Source organism: Humibacillus xanthopallidus (genome assembly GCF_006716675.1).
GTDB classification, from domain to species: Bacteria; Actinomycetota; Actinomycetes; order Actinomycetales; family Dermatophilaceae; genus Humibacillus; species Humibacillus xanthopallidus_B.
Genome location: NZ_VFPM01000002.1, coordinates 228,408 through 241,492, shown reverse-complemented (window position 1 = coordinate 241,492; position 13,085 = coordinate 228,408). Strand labels below are relative to the sequence as shown.

Here is a 13,085-nt window from a genome sequence, read left to right as displayed (position 1 = left end):
GTGCTCACTCGCGGCAGCACACCCGCCCGTATGCCGTGCGGCCGGCTCAGCGGGTGCGGCGGTCCTTGATCGCCAGGGTGGCGCGCGCCTCCGTCGTCGACATCGGCGGTCGCTGCATGAGGGTCGCGATCTGCGCGGCCCGAGTGACGAGCTCACTGTTGTGCTCGACCGGCTGCCCCTTGGCGAAGACGAGGTTGTCCTCCATGCCGACGCGCAGGTGGCCGCCCGCGGCGAGCGCGGCAGCGACGATCGGCAGGTGCGCCCGGCCGATCCCGGTCGCCGACCAGCTCGTCACCTCGGGAGGCAGCATGGCGACCCCGGCGAGCAGGGCCTGGGGCGTGCCGGGCATCGAGCCGGGCACGCCGGTGACGAAGTCGACGTGGACCTTGCCGCCGAAGGGCAGGCCGCACTCGTCGATGAGCCGGCGCAGGGCGTGCACGTGGCCGAGCTCGAAGAGCTCGAACTCCGGCACGACCTCACGCTCCTGGGCGAGGCGGTAGAGGTCGACCATGAAGCCCCACGGGTTGAGGAAGACCCCGTCACCGAAGTTCGTCGTGCCGCACGTCAGCGAGCACGAGTCGGGGTCGGCGTCGAGGACCGTGAGCCGCTGCTCGAGCGGGTCGGTGATGGCTCCTCCCGTCGACAGCTGGACGACGAGGTCGGTCGCCTCGCGCACGCCGTCGACGGCTTCCTTGAGGAGCACGGGGTCGAGGGTGGGCTGGTGCTCGCGGTCGCGCACGTGGATGTGGATGAGGGCGGCGCCGGCCCGCTCACACGCGACGGCGGTCTCGACGAGCTCCTCCGGAGTCGTCGGGAGGGCCGGCACGTCGGCCTTGGCGGACTCCGCCCCGGTCGGCGCGACGGTGATCAGCGTGCTCGCGGCGCTGCGTGCGGTGCTCATGCCGTCATCCTGCCAGCCACCCCGCGGGCCCGAGCGACGGGTGCGTGAGCCACCCAGGCGGCATACCACCGCGTCGGCGGCCGAACGAGGGACCAGTGGCCCAAGGGGGTGCGCGGGTCGGGCGGGGTGAGGGTGACTACGGGGCGACGATGACGGTCTGCGCAGCGCTGAGGCCGCCCACGAGCAGGTCGATGCTCGGGTCGGTGTTGCGCTTGATGATCGCGAGCGCGATCGGACCGTCGGTGTGGTGGCGACCCACGGAGGTCAGGTGGCCGACGACGCGCTCACCGGCATACACCTCGGCGCCGAGCGGCGGGAGGATGTGGCCCGAGCCGTCGACGTGGAGGAAGACGAGGCGACGCGGCGGGCGGCCGAGGTTGTGCACGCGCGCGACGGTCTCCTGCCCGCGGTAGCAGCCCTTGTGCAGGTGCACGGCGGTGCGGAGCCAGTCGACCTCGTGGACGATCGTGCGGTGGTCGGTCTCGAGGCCGAGCCGCGGTCGCCACGCTGCGACGCGCAGCGCCTCTGCGGCCCACAACCCAGCGAGAGGCCGATCACCCACTGCCGCAACGAGATCCGTGCGGGGAACGATGACCTCGCGCCACGCGCGGGTGCTTCCGGGGTGGTCGTCGACGGGACCGTAGGCCGTCGTGTCACCGACGAGCTCGGGCCACGGGTCGCGCCAGGCGAGCGGCTCGCCCTCGACAGACTCTCGGGCGTGGGGCTCCCCGAGCACGGCCCAGTCGGCGGTGACGTCGGCGACCTCGACGCGGAGCATGAACTTCATCCGCTCGAGCCACGCCACGAGGGCTGCGCCGGCCCCGGGCTCGGTGGTGATCCACGTCGTCTCGCCGTCGTCGACGAGGTGCAGGGCGTGCTCGACGTGGCCCTTGGGCGAGAGGATGAGGGCCTCGCGCGACTCGCGGGGCGGCAGGTCGAGCAGCAGCTGGGTCGTCAGGGAGTTGAGCCAGCTGAGCCGGTCGGGCCCGGTGACGGTGATGACCTCGCGGTTGCCGAGGTCGACGACGCCGAGCCCCTCGTCGAGCATGCGCTGCTCGCGCATCGGGTCGCCGTAGTGGAGCGCCACCGTCCTGTCGAGCCCCTCACCGGCCACGGCTCCCGGCCGGTCCAGCAGCGGGCTGCGCGGCGCGTCGCCCGCGGGCCCCCCTTCCGGCACGTCGGGCTCACTATCGGTCGGCACCTGCGTCACGTCACTCACCACCATGCAACCATCGCACGGCCGAGCGACATTCCGTCAACGGCCCTCGCCGCTGCGGCCCGCCCGTCACTCCACGCGCTTGAGCCGCGCCGAGACGTGGCTCTGCAGCTCCTGGCCGACGGCGGCCATGTCCATGACCCAGAAGAGCTGCGACTCGACGAGGCCGTACATCCGGGTCGCCGCGTTGTACTCCTTGGCGCCGGGGGCCCGGAGCACGCCGTCGGTCTTCAGCTGGATCTTGGCCGGCTCCATCGTGCCGTAGTAGAGCTCGAGGATGCCGGTGGGGTGGGCGAGGAGCAGCTCGACCTCCCCGCCCTCGAGCGGGCGCCAGAAGCCGGACTCGACCGCTGCGGGACGCACCCGCTCGCCGGTCTCCTTGTCGAGGATCCAGGCCCGGCTCTCCCACTTGAGGAAGCCGCGCCCGTCGTGCGTCACCTCGATCTCCTGACCGAAGTTGGCCTCCTCGATGGTCGGGTAGCCGACGACGCCGGCGCCCTCCCAGCGACCGATGAGCCACGCCAGCGGACGCAGCGGCTCGGGGATGTCCTGGTCGAGGTTGAACATGCGGCGATCGTAGCCTGAGCGCATGGACTCCCCCGCGCGCACGCTCGTCGTCAAGCTGACCTCCGGTGTCGAGGCGCCGGAGCGGCTGTCGCAGGCCTTCACCGTCGCTGCGACCGCCGTCGCGAGCGGCGTCGAGGTGTCGCTGTGGCTCACGGGGGAGGCGTCGTGGCTGGCGGTGCCCGGCCGCGCCGAGGAGTTCGAGCTGCCGTATGCCGCCCGCCTGGCCGACCTGCGCGACGCCCTGCTCGCCGAGGGCCGGGTCACGGTCTGCTCCCAGTGTGCCGCGCGGCGTCAGCTGACCGATGGCGACCTCCTCGAGGGCGCGCAGATCCGCGGCGCCGCAGCCTTCGTCGAGGAGGTCATGGAGCCAGGAGCCCAGGCGCTCGTCTACTGACCCACCCCACGTCTGCGGGACCGGCCCCGCGTGAGGCGTGGTGTCGTCAGGCGAGGACGGTGGCGACGGTGTGCAGGACGGCTCCGACGACGAGCACCGACGCGACCGATGCGCCGACCTGGCCGCGCACCGTCGCCACGGCCGGCTGGAGGACGAGCACACGCCGCAGCGCCCACGAGACGAGCCCCGCGACGGCTCCGACGACGGCCGCCGCTCCGGCACCGACCTCGTCGAACCGGGTGCCGACGAGCACGGCCCCGGCGACGGCCGCGCCGAGGGCGACCGCGGCGAGCACTCCGCCCGCGGCCCGCTCGTCGCGAACAGCCCCGGCCACCACCCCGGAGAGCAGGTCCGCGGCCACCGCCGCAACGACCGCAGCGCCGCCGACGGCCGCCACGGCCGCGCCCGTCGACGAGGAGGCCGCCACGACGGCGGAGGTGCCCGAGGCGATGACGACGAGGCCGCCGAACGACGCGAGGAGGGTCAGCACGAGACCCTCCCGCTGCGGCGGCCGGATGAGCTGCGCGCAGAACGACACGAGGATGCCGAAGGCAACCGCGGCCGCGAGCCACTCGAGGTCGTCGCGCAGGGCGCTCAGCACGATGGCGACGGCCGAGAGCGCGAGCACGATCGAGGTGGCATCGGGCGTGTGCGACTCCGCCACCGGCGGCCACCCCCAGGCCACGGCGAGGGCGAGCACGAGGGTGACTGCGAGCAGGGCGGCATACCCCCACGTCGCGGCGAGCAGGAGCGCGACGGCGGCGACGAGCGTGACCCCGACCCCCACCCAGCGGATGCCGGCCGCGGCCGGCGGCGCCGATCGGTCCGAGGCGGCCCGGGCGCGCGGCAGGCCGGTCGCGCCCACGGGGGCGGTGGCGGCGTCGTCGTCAGGCACGGGCGCCATTGTGCATCACCCGCCGGCGAAGGGGGGCAAGACCTCGAGGCTCGCACCGTCCGCGACCACCGCGTCACGGCCGACGGAGCGTCCGTCGAGCAGGAAGGTGGCGACGCGCGAGACACGCTCGAGCGCCGGATGGGCCGCGACGGCGGCCTCGACGACGACGCCGACCGTCGTGGGCACCGCGACCTCGAGGGTCTGGGAGTCGACGCCGGTCGCGGCCCTGGCCGCAGCCCAGTACCGCACCGTCACCACGGCCCGGGTCTCCTCGACCGTCATGTCTCTCCCTGCGCTCGTCGTCGCCGTCTCACGCTGCGCCGGGAGCGTCCGCGCGGCGTCTCACCGTGCAGCGTGATCCGGCCGCAGGTGACCAGTCTCGCCTATCCTGCATGAGATGGCCCGACTGCTGCTGCTGACCAACGCGCTCGCTCCGAGCGCCGAGGTCCTGCCTGCCCTCGGCCTGCTCAGCCACACGGTACGCATCCTGCCGGCCGAGGCCACCGCCCTCGTCGACTCCCCCGACTGCGACATCGTCCTCGTCGACGCCCGTCGCGAGCTCGCGAGCGCCCGGTCGCTCTGCCGCGTGCTGCGCACGACCGGCATCGGCACCCCGCTGCTGGCCGTCCTCACCGAGGGCGGCCTCGCCGGGCTGACGGCGGAGTGGGGCCTCGACGACGTCCTGCTCGACACCGCGGGCCCGGCCGAGGTCGACGCCCGGCTGCGCCTCGCCATGACGAAGGGCCAGGACGACGATGCCGACCTCGACATGCCGATCACCTCGGGCGAGCTCGTCATCGACGAGGCCAGCTACTCGGCGCGCTTCCGCGGTGCCGCCCTCGACCTGACCTACAAGGAGTTCGAGCTGCTCAAGTACCTCGCGCAGCACCCGGGCCGGGTCTTCACCCGCGCCCAGCTGCTCCAGGAGGTCTGGGGCTACGACTACTACGGCGGCACCCGCACCGTCGACGTGCACGTGCGGCGGCTGCGCGCCAAGCTCGGCCCCGACCACGAGGCCCTCATCGGCACCGTGCGCAACGTCGGCTACCGCCTCGTGCCCGACCGCCCGAGCGACGCCCCGGTCGGCGCCTGAGCTCCTCGGCCCCGCCCGAGCGGCCCCCGCCCCAGACAGCGGTATGCCGCCCCGCTCGGCGAGCGGGGCGGCATACCTCGTGGTGGTGCCGGGTTCGGCCCTCGGTCAGCTGCCGGTGATCCGGTCCAGCGGACCGGGCGTGTAGCCGGTCGGGTTGAACGAGGCGAGGTAATTGGCGAACGCGTCGATGTCGAGCCCGCCGTAGTAGACGTTCGTGCCCTTCGTGAAGGTCGGGAAGCCGTCACCGCCGCCCTGCAGGAAGTTGTTCGTCACGATCCGGTAGGACTGGCCGTCGACGAGCGGGCTGCCGTTGAGCGTCACCGCGCCGAGCGTCGTGCCCGTGTAGCTGTAGGTGAAGCCCTTCGAGACCTGGAGGATCTTCTTGCCGGTGCCGGCGTTGCTGCCGGACCACTGCTGGCCGAGGATCTCCTTGATCTGGGCGCCGGTCAGCGTCATCGACACGAGGTAGTTGTTGAACGGCTGGACCGTGAACGCCTCGTCGTAGGTGACGTCACCGGGCGCCTCACCGTAGGGAGACGTGGCGTAGCTGAGGTCGGCGCGGATGCCACCGGGGTTCATGAAGGCGATGACCGGCTTCTCACCGCCCGTGACGACCGACGGGTCGGCGAGCTGAGCGTCGGCGATGAGGTCTCCGAGCTGCGACTCGCCGCCGGCGTTGACGCCCGCTCCGCCCTTGAGGACGTCCTGGGTGATGTGGCCGATGACCTTGGACGCGATCGGCCGGACGAGCTCCTTGTACTCGTTGATGAGCTCGGTCTGGGCCGGGTCCTTCGTGCCGCGCGTGACGATCATGTTCGTCCCCGCGACCGAGCTGCGCACGATGTCCTGCGTGCGGCGGTCGTACTGGAGGTTCGTCTCCGTGAAGAGCCGGCCGAACGAGGACGCCGAGGTCACGAGGCGCGACTGGTGGGCCGGGTCCTTGACGTCACACACGTAGGGCTGGTGCGTGTGACCCGAGACGATCATGTCGATCTCGGGGTCGAGGTTCGCCGCGATCGGCAGGATCGCGGAGTCCTGGGTGAGGTCGCCGCCGCCCTGGCACGCCCAGTCGTAGACCGGGTTGGCGAGGTAGCCCTTGTTCGTCGTGGGGTTGGTCCACGGCTGCTTCGTCGGCGTGCCGCCCTGGTGGATGAGCACGACGATGGCCTTGACGCCCTGCTTGCGCAGCTCCGGGACGAGCGCGTTCGCGGTCTTGACCTCGTCGGTGAACTCCAGCCCGGCGACGCCTGCGGCCGTGACGATGTTGGGCGTGTCCTTGAGGGTCATGCCGATGAAGCCGATCTTCGCGCCGTTGACGTTCTTGATCGAGTAGGCGGGCAGGATCGTCTTGCCGCTCGCCTTCTCGATGACGTTCGCCGCGAGGATGTCGAAGCTCGCGCCCGGGAAGGAGCCCGTCGGGCAGGAGTTCTGGTTGTTCTGGCCGTCGCCGTCGTCGATGCAGCCACCGTTGGCGAGGCGCTGGATCTCCTTGTAGCCCTCGTCGAACTCGTGGTTGCCGACCGACGTGACGTCGAGACCGAGCTTGTTCATCGCGAGGATCGTCGGCTCGTCGTGGAAAGCGGCCGACAGCAGCGGCGAGGCGCCCACGATGTCACCGGCGGCGACGGTGAGCGTGTTGCGGTGACCCTTGCGGGCCTCGGCGAGGTGGGACGAGAGGTACTCGACGCCCCCGGCGTCAACCGTGACGTCGGCCGGCTCCTCCGTGTTGCCGTCCTTGTCCGCGTCCTTCGCGTCGGGAGCGTGGTCGACGACGATGCGTCCGCTCGATCCGGAGGGTGCCTCGAGGTTGCCGTGGAAGTCGTTGAACGACAGGAGCTGGACGTTGACCAGCGGGCCTTGCGGGTCGCTCTTCTGGTTGCCGTTGTCGGCAAGAGCCGGCGCTGCGAGCGCGGCCGCAGCGCAGACGCCGGCGACTGCGATGCCGGCGACCCCGGCGACGCGGCGGGTGGAACGGGACATGTCTTCCCCTTGCTCATCGGTGGTGATCGGTGCCCGTGGGCATCCCTAGGGAGGCTAGCCGCGGCTGAGTGCCAAATGTGGGTTCTCAGGTAAAAGACTGATGACGCTGCGGATGCGGGCGGGAAGACCCGCGGCGACGCGGCTGCTCGGGCGGACGGATTGCTCTGTCGATCGCTCGGCGACGAACTGCTCTGTCGATGGGTGGGGGAGGCGACGGATTGCTCTTTCGATCGGGGTTTGGTGGTATCGCGGTATGCCGCCGACCCTCGTCGTCCGTGATCGCGAGCACCCGCTGACCGCTGCGGAGAGCGACGCGGTCGTCGCGCTCGCGCAAGAGGCGACCCGGCACGACGGCTTCGCGCCGCTCTCGGAGCAGTTCCGCCTGTCGGCGGGGGCGCGCGAGGTCGACGGCGTCGACCACGTGCTCGCCCTCGACGCCGCTGGCGCGGTCGTGGGCTACGCCCAGTCCCGGCTCGGCGTGGAGGGCGAGCCCCCGTCGGCCGAGCTCGTCGTCGCCCCGGCCGCACGACGCCAGGGCGTCGGCCGGGCCCTGGCAGCAGCCCTCCCGCGCGACGCCCGCATCTGGAGCCACGGCTCGGGCGCGAGCGCCGCCGCGGCCTCCTCCTTCGCCGCCGCCCTCGGGCTCGAGCCGGTGCGCCGCCTGCACGTCATGGGCCGCTCGCTGCGGTCCGGGCCGCCGTGGCCCGCCGCTGACGTGCCGGCGGGGTATGCCGTCCGGACCTTCGAGCGCGGACGCGACGAGGACGCGTGGCTGGCCCTCAACGCGGCCGCCTTCGCCCACCACCCCGAGCAGGGCTCGCTTCGTCGCCCCGACCTCGAGCAACGGATCGCCCAGCCGTGGTGGGACCCCGCCGGCCTCATCCTCGTCGTCGACGCCGACGACCCCGACCGGCTCGCGGCCTCGCACTGGACCAAGGTCGACCCTCCGGACGGCGAGGTCGGCGAGGTCTACGTCGTCGCGGTGTCGCCCGAGCGCCAGGGCCAGGGCCTGGGCCGGCTCGTCACCGTGCTCGGCCTCGACCACCTGCGCTCGCTCGGCCTGGCTCGGGTCGTGCTCTACGTCGACGAGGAGAACGTCGCGGCCGTGCGCACCTACTCGGCGCTGGGCTTCACCGACGTCGAGGTGCACCAGCAGTTCGCCCGTCCCTGAAGGACCCCCGCGCGACGCGGGCGCGCTGGCGAGCAGGACGGGCCGGACGGCATACGGACTCGTGGAGCGGGCACCTCAGGGGGCGAGACATGTTGACCCCAGCCGGCCGGATCGGTGCCACCATGGGCACATGAGCACCGGGAGCCTCACGACCACCGACCTCGACGACACGAGCACGAGCGCGGGTGCGGAGCTGGAGGATCGCGACGCGCCCCGAGCCGAGGACGGCGCCATGAGCGAGGGCCTCGAGCCCGAGGTCAGCTCCTTCACGAGCACGGTGCAGGGGCGACGGGTGCCGGCCCGAGGCCCGAACGGCCGGTTCGTCGGCACCGCGACGCAGCCGGAGCCCACCGACGACCTGCCCGCCGACCGCTACCTCGAGCGCGAGCTGTCGTGGCTCCAGTTCAACGAGCGGGTGCTTCAGCTCGCGATGGACCCCGCGGTGCCGCTCCTCGAGCGCACCCGCTTCCTCGCGATCTTCGCCAACAACCTCGACGAGTACTTCATGGTGCGGGTGGCGGGCCTCAAGCGCCGCATCGCCACCGGCCTCGCCGTCCGCACGGCTGCGGGTCTCGAGCCGCGCGAGCTCATCGAGCGCATCGCCCGGCTCGCCCACGAGCTCATGCACCAGCACGCGTCGGTCTTCCAGCACGACGTGCGCCCCTCCCTCGAGGAGGAGGGCATCACCATCGTGCGCTGGGACGACCTCGACGACGACGACCGCGAGCCCCTCCACTTCTTCTTCGCCGACCGCGTCTTCCCCGTCCTCACCCCGCTCGCCGTCGACCCGGCCCACCCCTTCCCCTACATCTCCGGGCTCTCGCTCAACCTCGCGGTACTGCTCCAGAACCCCAAGACCGGCTCGGAGCACTTCGCCCGGGTCAAGGTGCCGCCGAGCCTGCCGCGCTTCATCCTCGTCGAGGAGGACATCGACTCCGAGATCGAGCGCAAGCGCTTCGTGCCGCTCGAGGACGTCATCGCGAGCCACCTCGACCAGCTCTTCCCCGGCATGCTCGTGCAGGAGCACTTCTCCTTCCGCGTCACCCGCAACGAGGACCTCGAGGTCGAGGAGGACGACGCGGAGAACCTCCTCACGGCCCTCGAGAAGGAGCTGACGCGGCGGCGCTTCGGGCCACCGATCCGCCTCGAGGTCGAGGACGAGATCGACCCCAAGGTGCTCGACATGCTCGCCCGCGAGCTGCAGATCAGCGACCGCGAGATCTACCGGCTGCCCACGCCCCTCGACCTGCGCGGCCTCTTCACCGTCGCCGACATCGACCGCTCCGACCTCGAGTTCGCGAAGTTCTTCCCGCGCACCCACCCGGACTTCGCGCCGACCGAGAGCGCCAAGGCCATCGACCTGCTGACGGCCGTCCGCAACAAGGACGTGCTCGTCCAGCACCCCTACCACTCGTTCTCGACGTCGGTGCAGGCCTTCATCGAGCAGGCGGCGGGCGACCCCAAGGTGCTCGCGATCAAGCAGACGCTCTATCGCACCTCCGGCGACTCCCCGATCATCGACGCCCTCATCGACGCCGCCGAGGCCGGCAAGCAGGTGCTCGCGGTCGTCGAGATCAAGGCCCGCTTCGACGAGGTCAACAACATCTCGTGGGCGCGCAAGCTCGAGGAGGCTGGCGTCCACGTCGTCTACGGCGTCGTCGGGCTGAAGACGCACGCCAAGCTCTGCCTCGTCGTGCGCCAGGAGGCCGAGGGCCTCGTGCGCTACTGCCACATCGGCACGGGCAACTACAACCCCAAGACGGCCAGGGTCTACGAGGACTTCGGCCTCTTCACGACCGACCCGCAGGTGGGCGAGGACCTCTCGCGCCTCTTCAACCTTCTCTCGGGCTTCGCGCCGCGCAGCCGGTTCAAGCGCCTCCTCGTCGCGCCGCGCTCGGTGCGCTCCGGTCTCATCGACCTCGTCGAGCAGGAGATCGAGATCCACGAGGACCGTGACGAGTCGGCGCCTCCCGGTCACATCGTCATCAAGGTCAACTCGATGGTCGACGAGGCGGTCATCGACTCCCTCTACCGCGCGAGCATCGCCGGCGTGAAGGTCGACGTCTGGGTGCGCGGCATCTGCGCGCTCCGGCCCGGCGTCGAGGGCCTCTCCGAGAACATCCGCGTGCGGTCGGTGCTCGGCCGCTTCCTCGAGCACTCGCGCGTCTTCTGGTTCGACCACGGCGGCGACCCGCAGGTCTACATCGGCAGCGCCGACATGATGCACCGCAACCTCGACCGCCGGGTCGAGGCCCTCGTGCGCATCACCGAGCCGAGCCACATCCTCGAGTTCGCCGACCTGCTCGACCTCGCCTTCGCCGACACGACGTCGCGGTGGGATCTCGGCTCCGACGGACGCTGGGTCCGCCACCACCTCAGCGAGAGCGGCGAGCCGCTCGACGACGTGCAGGAGAAGCTCATCGAGCGTCACGACAAGCGCCGGCGCAAGGCCCGCCGCCGCTGACCGGCCGACTCGATCAGCCGGATTCTCGCGTCTGCGGCGTGACCACCGCGCCCGGGGCGTCCACATGCGGCACACTGTCGCGCGTGGCCTCCATCGTCCCAGCCGCCGGCACCCTCCCGTGGCGCCACCGCGACGGGCGGCTCGAGGTCGCCCTCGTGCACCGGCCGAAGTACGACGACTGGTCGTGGGCCAAGGGCAAGCTCGACCCGGGTGAGCACCCCTGCGTCGCCGCCGCGCGCGAGACCTTCGAGGAGACCGGGCTCGTCGTGCGCCTCGGCACGCCGCTGCCCCTGTCGGAGTACCCCATCCTCGACGCCACCGGCGCGCCGGCCACCAAGGTCGTGCACTACTGGGCCTCGGTCGTGATCGGCGGGTCGGGCAAGCTGCTCCACGAGATCGACGAGGTGGCCTGGGTCGACGTGCGCACCGCCAACGTCCGCCTCGACTACGCGCGCGACCGCGAGCAGCTGCTCGCGCTCGTGCGGGCCGAGCGTGCGGGCGAGCTCGACACCTGGCCGCTCGCCCTCGTGCGCCACGCCAAGGCAACGCCTCGGAGCAAGTGGAAGCGCGATGACCGGCTGCGCCCGCTCGACGCCGTCGGACGGGCCCAGTCGACGGGCGTCGCCGCCGTGCTCGGTGCCTACGGTGTGACGCGCGTCGTCAGCTCGTCGTCGGTGCGGTGCAGCGCGACCGTGGAGCCGTATGCCGTGTCCAAGGGCCTCAAGCTGCGCACCCGCGACGGACTCTCCGAGGAGGGCTTCGCCGTGAGCCCCGACGACGCCGCGAGCGAGCTCGCGCGCCTGCTCGCGCGGGGCGAGCCGGCTGCCCTCTGCAGCCACGGCCCGGTGCTGCCCGGGCTGCTCGAGACGCTCGGGCACCGCGCCGGCCCCGACCACACGGAGGTGGGCACTCGTCTCCACGAGGCGGCCCGCTCGGCCATGCGCAAGGGCGAGGTGCTCGTCTGCCACGTCCACGGCACCGGCGAGCACGCCCGCATCGTCGGCGTCGAGCGCATCGACACCTGAGCCGGCGACCCGGCCGGACGGCATACCGGCGGGGTTGCCCAACCCCTCATCGTGCGGCGGCGCACGCGGGCCCGCACGACGAGATCGCTCCTCTCCCCAACTCGTCAGGCCCCGTTCACCTGCCGTTAACCGGACGGGGAGAAACGGTCACCCGACCGGCTTAGCGTCGCCGGTGGACGAAGAGTCCACCCCGCCGGTCGGACTGACCGCCCGGCACCAAGACCACCCCCCATCGAGAGGGAACCGCTCGTGTCTGTATCGCGTATCAGCGCTCTCGGCGCCATCGCCCTGTCCGGCGCTCTTGCGCTCTCGGCCTGCGCATCCGAGAACACCAGCACCACCACCCCCGCTGGCAACGGCACCTCCGCCGGTGCCACCGGCAGCGCCAACTGCTTCTCCGGCGACCTCAAGGCAGAGGGCAGCTCGGCCCAGAAGAACGCCATCGACGAGGCGATCTCCGTCTTCCAGAACGCCTGCACCGACGCCAACATCGACTACCAGCCCACGGGCTCCGGTGCCGGCATCAAGCAGTTCATCGCCAAGCAGGTCGACTTCGCCGGCTCCGACTCGGCGCTCAAGACCGTCGAGAAGGACGGCGCCATCGAGTCCGAGGACGCCGCCAAGTCGTGCGGCTCGCCGGCGTGGAACCTGCCGATGGTCACCGGCCCCATCGCCATCGCCTACAACGTTGCCGGTGTCGACAAGCTCGTCCTCAACGCCGACGTCGCCGCCAAGATCTTCGACGGCAAGATCACCGTGTGGAACGACCCGGCCATCGCCGCCCTCAACAAGGGCGTCACCCTGCCGGCCACGCCCATCAAGGTCTTCTTCCGCTCCGACGAGTCGGGCACGACCGAGAACTTCACGAAGTACCTCAAGGCCGCGGCTCCCGAGGCCTGGACCTACGAGACCGGCAAGAAGTGGACCGGCAAGGGCGAGGGCAAGGAGAAGTCGGCCGGTGTCGCCACCGCCACGAAGGGCCAGGACGGCGGCATCACCTACGTCGAGCTCTCCTACGCCCAGCAGAACTCCCTCAAGATGGCCCAGATCGACACCGGCTCCGGGCCCGTCGAGCTGACGGCCGAGTCGGCGGGCAAGACCATCGCCACCGCGGAGCAGACCGGCACGGGCAACGACCTCGCGCTCAAGATCGACTACGCCACCAAGGAGCCGGGGGCCTACCCGATCGTCCTCGTGACCTACGAGATCGTCTGCTCGAAGTACGCTGACGCCGAGACGGGCAAGAAGGTCAAGGCGTTCCTGCAGACCTTCTCCTCCGACGAGGTCCAGAGCAAGCTCGGCGAGCAGGGCTACGCTCCCCTGCCGGCCGAGGTCGCCACCAAGGTGAAGACGGCCGTCGACGCCATCTCCTGACCCGA

General features: G+C 71.6%; 12 protein-coding genes. 6 read left to right on the top strand and 6 right to left on the bottom strand.

The features are described 5' to 3' along the window. Nucleotides 1–46: 46 nt before the first annotated feature. The 3 genes from FBY41_RS09050 to FBY41_RS09040 form a co-directional block, all read right to left on the bottom strand. Nucleotides 47–901, bottom strand: a complete 855-nt coding sequence (locus FBY41_RS09050) for a 3-keto-5-aminohexanoate cleavage protein (RefSeq protein WP_141843688.1) — start codon at nucleotides 899–901, stop codon at nucleotides 47–49. A 136-nt stretch (nucleotides 902–1,037) separates the two neighbouring features. Next, nucleotides 1,038–2,126, bottom strand: a complete 1,089-nt coding sequence (ygfZ, locus tag FBY41_RS09045) for a CAF17-like 4Fe-4S cluster assembly/insertion protein YgfZ (RefSeq protein ID WP_141843686.1) — start codon at nucleotides 2,124–2,126, stop codon at nucleotides 1,038–1,040. A gap of 60 nt (nucleotides 2,127–2,186) precedes the next feature. Further along, nucleotides 2,187–2,684, bottom strand: coding sequence for an FABP family protein (locus tag FBY41_RS09040; protein ID WP_141843684.1), 498 nt, complete (start codon nucleotides 2,682–2,684; stop codon nucleotides 2,187–2,189). 22 nt (nucleotides 2,685–2,706) lie between these two features. Between FBY41_RS09040 and FBY41_RS09035 the strand changes: the two genes are divergently transcribed. Next, nucleotides 2,707–3,078: a DsrE family protein gene (locus FBY41_RS09035; protein WP_141843682.1), complete on the top strand. Its 372-nt coding sequence runs from the start codon at nucleotides 2,707–2,709 to the stop codon at nucleotides 3,076–3,078. Between the two features lie 46 nt (nucleotides 3,079–3,124). On the opposite strand, the gene FBY41_RS09030 is transcribed toward FBY41_RS09035, so the two are convergent. Together FBY41_RS09030 and FBY41_RS09025 are read right to left on the bottom strand one after the other, a co-directional pair. Beyond that, nucleotides 3,125–3,982, bottom strand: a complete 858-nt coding sequence (locus FBY41_RS09030; RefSeq protein ID WP_141843680.1) for a hypothetical protein — start codon at nucleotides 3,980–3,982, stop codon at nucleotides 3,125–3,127. A gap of 6 nt (nucleotides 3,983–3,988) precedes the next feature. After that, nucleotides 3,989–4,255, bottom strand: coding sequence for a MoaD/ThiS family protein (locus tag FBY41_RS09025; RefSeq protein WP_141843678.1), 267 nt, complete (start codon nucleotides 4,253–4,255; stop codon nucleotides 3,989–3,991). A gap of 115 nt (nucleotides 4,256–4,370) precedes the next feature. Between FBY41_RS09025 and FBY41_RS09020 the strand changes: the two genes are divergently transcribed. Continuing rightward, nucleotides 4,371–5,066: a response regulator transcription factor gene (locus FBY41_RS09020; protein WP_141843676.1), complete on the top strand. Its 696-nt coding sequence runs from the start codon at nucleotides 4,371–4,373 to the stop codon at nucleotides 5,064–5,066. A gap of 105 nt (nucleotides 5,067–5,171) precedes the next feature. On the opposite strand, the gene FBY41_RS09015 is transcribed toward FBY41_RS09020, so the two are convergent. Then, nucleotides 5,172–7,046, bottom strand: coding sequence for a bifunctional metallophosphatase/5'-nucleotidase (locus FBY41_RS09015; protein ID WP_141843674.1), 1,875 nt, complete (start codon nucleotides 7,044–7,046; stop codon nucleotides 5,172–5,174). Nucleotides 7,047–7,299: 253 nt separating this feature from the next. On the opposite strand from FBY41_RS09015, the gene mshD reads away from it, so the two are divergent. From mshD to pstS, 4 genes are all read left to right on the top strand, one after another. Next, complete coding sequence (mshD, locus tag FBY41_RS09010; RefSeq protein WP_141843672.1) at nucleotides 7,300–8,217, top strand: mycothiol synthase; 918 nt, start codon at nucleotides 7,300–7,302, stop codon at nucleotides 8,215–8,217. 130 nt (nucleotides 8,218–8,347) lie between these two features. Then, a complete protein-coding gene (locus FBY41_RS09005; protein ID WP_141843670.1) occupies nucleotides 8,348–10,681 on the top strand; it encodes an RNA degradosome polyphosphate kinase in 2,334 nt (777 codons plus the stop codon). An 83-nt stretch (nucleotides 10,682–10,764) separates the two neighbouring features. Then, nucleotides 10,765–11,706, top strand: a complete 942-nt coding sequence (locus tag FBY41_RS09000; RefSeq protein WP_260439664.1) for an NUDIX hydrolase — start codon at nucleotides 10,765–10,767, stop codon at nucleotides 11,704–11,706. Nucleotides 11,707–11,955: 249 nt separating this feature from the next. Next, nucleotides 11,956–13,080 carry a phosphate ABC transporter substrate-binding protein PstS gene (gene pstS / locus FBY41_RS08995; RefSeq protein ID WP_141843668.1) on the top strand — a complete coding sequence of 375 codons (1,125 nt, stop codon included), beginning with the start codon at nucleotides 11,956–11,958 and terminating at the stop codon, nucleotides 13,078–13,080. The last annotated feature ends 5 nt before the right edge of the window (nucleotides 13,081–13,085 follow it).

Bases quoted from the DNA above. Each gene is read 5' to 3' on its own strand.
- FBY41_RS09050 (WP_141843688.1), bottom strand. From the start codon at position 901: ATGAGCACCGCACGCAGCGCCGCGAGCACGCTGATCACCGTCGCGCCG.
- ygfZ (WP_141843686.1), bottom strand. From the start codon at position 2,126: ATGGTGGTGAGTGACGTGACGCAGGTGCCGACCGATAGTGAGCCCGAC.
- FBY41_RS09040 (WP_141843684.1), bottom strand. From the start codon at position 2,684: ATGTTCAACCTCGACCAGGACATCCCCGAGCCGCTGCGTCCGCTGGCG.
- FBY41_RS09035 (WP_141843682.1), top strand. From the start codon at position 2,707: ATGGACTCCCCCGCGCGCACGCTCGTCGTCAAGCTGACCTCCGGTGTC.
- FBY41_RS09030 (WP_141843680.1), bottom strand. From the start codon at position 3,982: ATGGCGCCCGTGCCTGACGACGACGCCGCCACCGCCCCCGTGGGCGCG.
- FBY41_RS09025 (WP_141843678.1), bottom strand. From the start codon at position 4,255: ATGACGGTCGAGGAGACCCGGGCCGTGGTGACGGTGCGGTACTGGGCT.
- FBY41_RS09020 (WP_141843676.1), top strand. From the start codon at position 4,371: ATGGCCCGACTGCTGCTGCTGACCAACGCGCTCGCTCCGAGCGCCGAG.
- FBY41_RS09015 (WP_141843674.1), bottom strand. From the start codon at position 7,046: ATGTCCCGTTCCACCCGCCGCGTCGCCGGGGTCGCCGGCATCGCAGTC.
- mshD (WP_141843672.1), top strand. From the start codon at position 7,300: ATGCCGCCGACCCTCGTCGTCCGTGATCGCGAGCACCCGCTGACCGCT.
- FBY41_RS09005 (WP_141843670.1), top strand. From the start codon at position 8,348: ATGAGCACCGGGAGCCTCACGACCACCGACCTCGACGACACGAGCACG.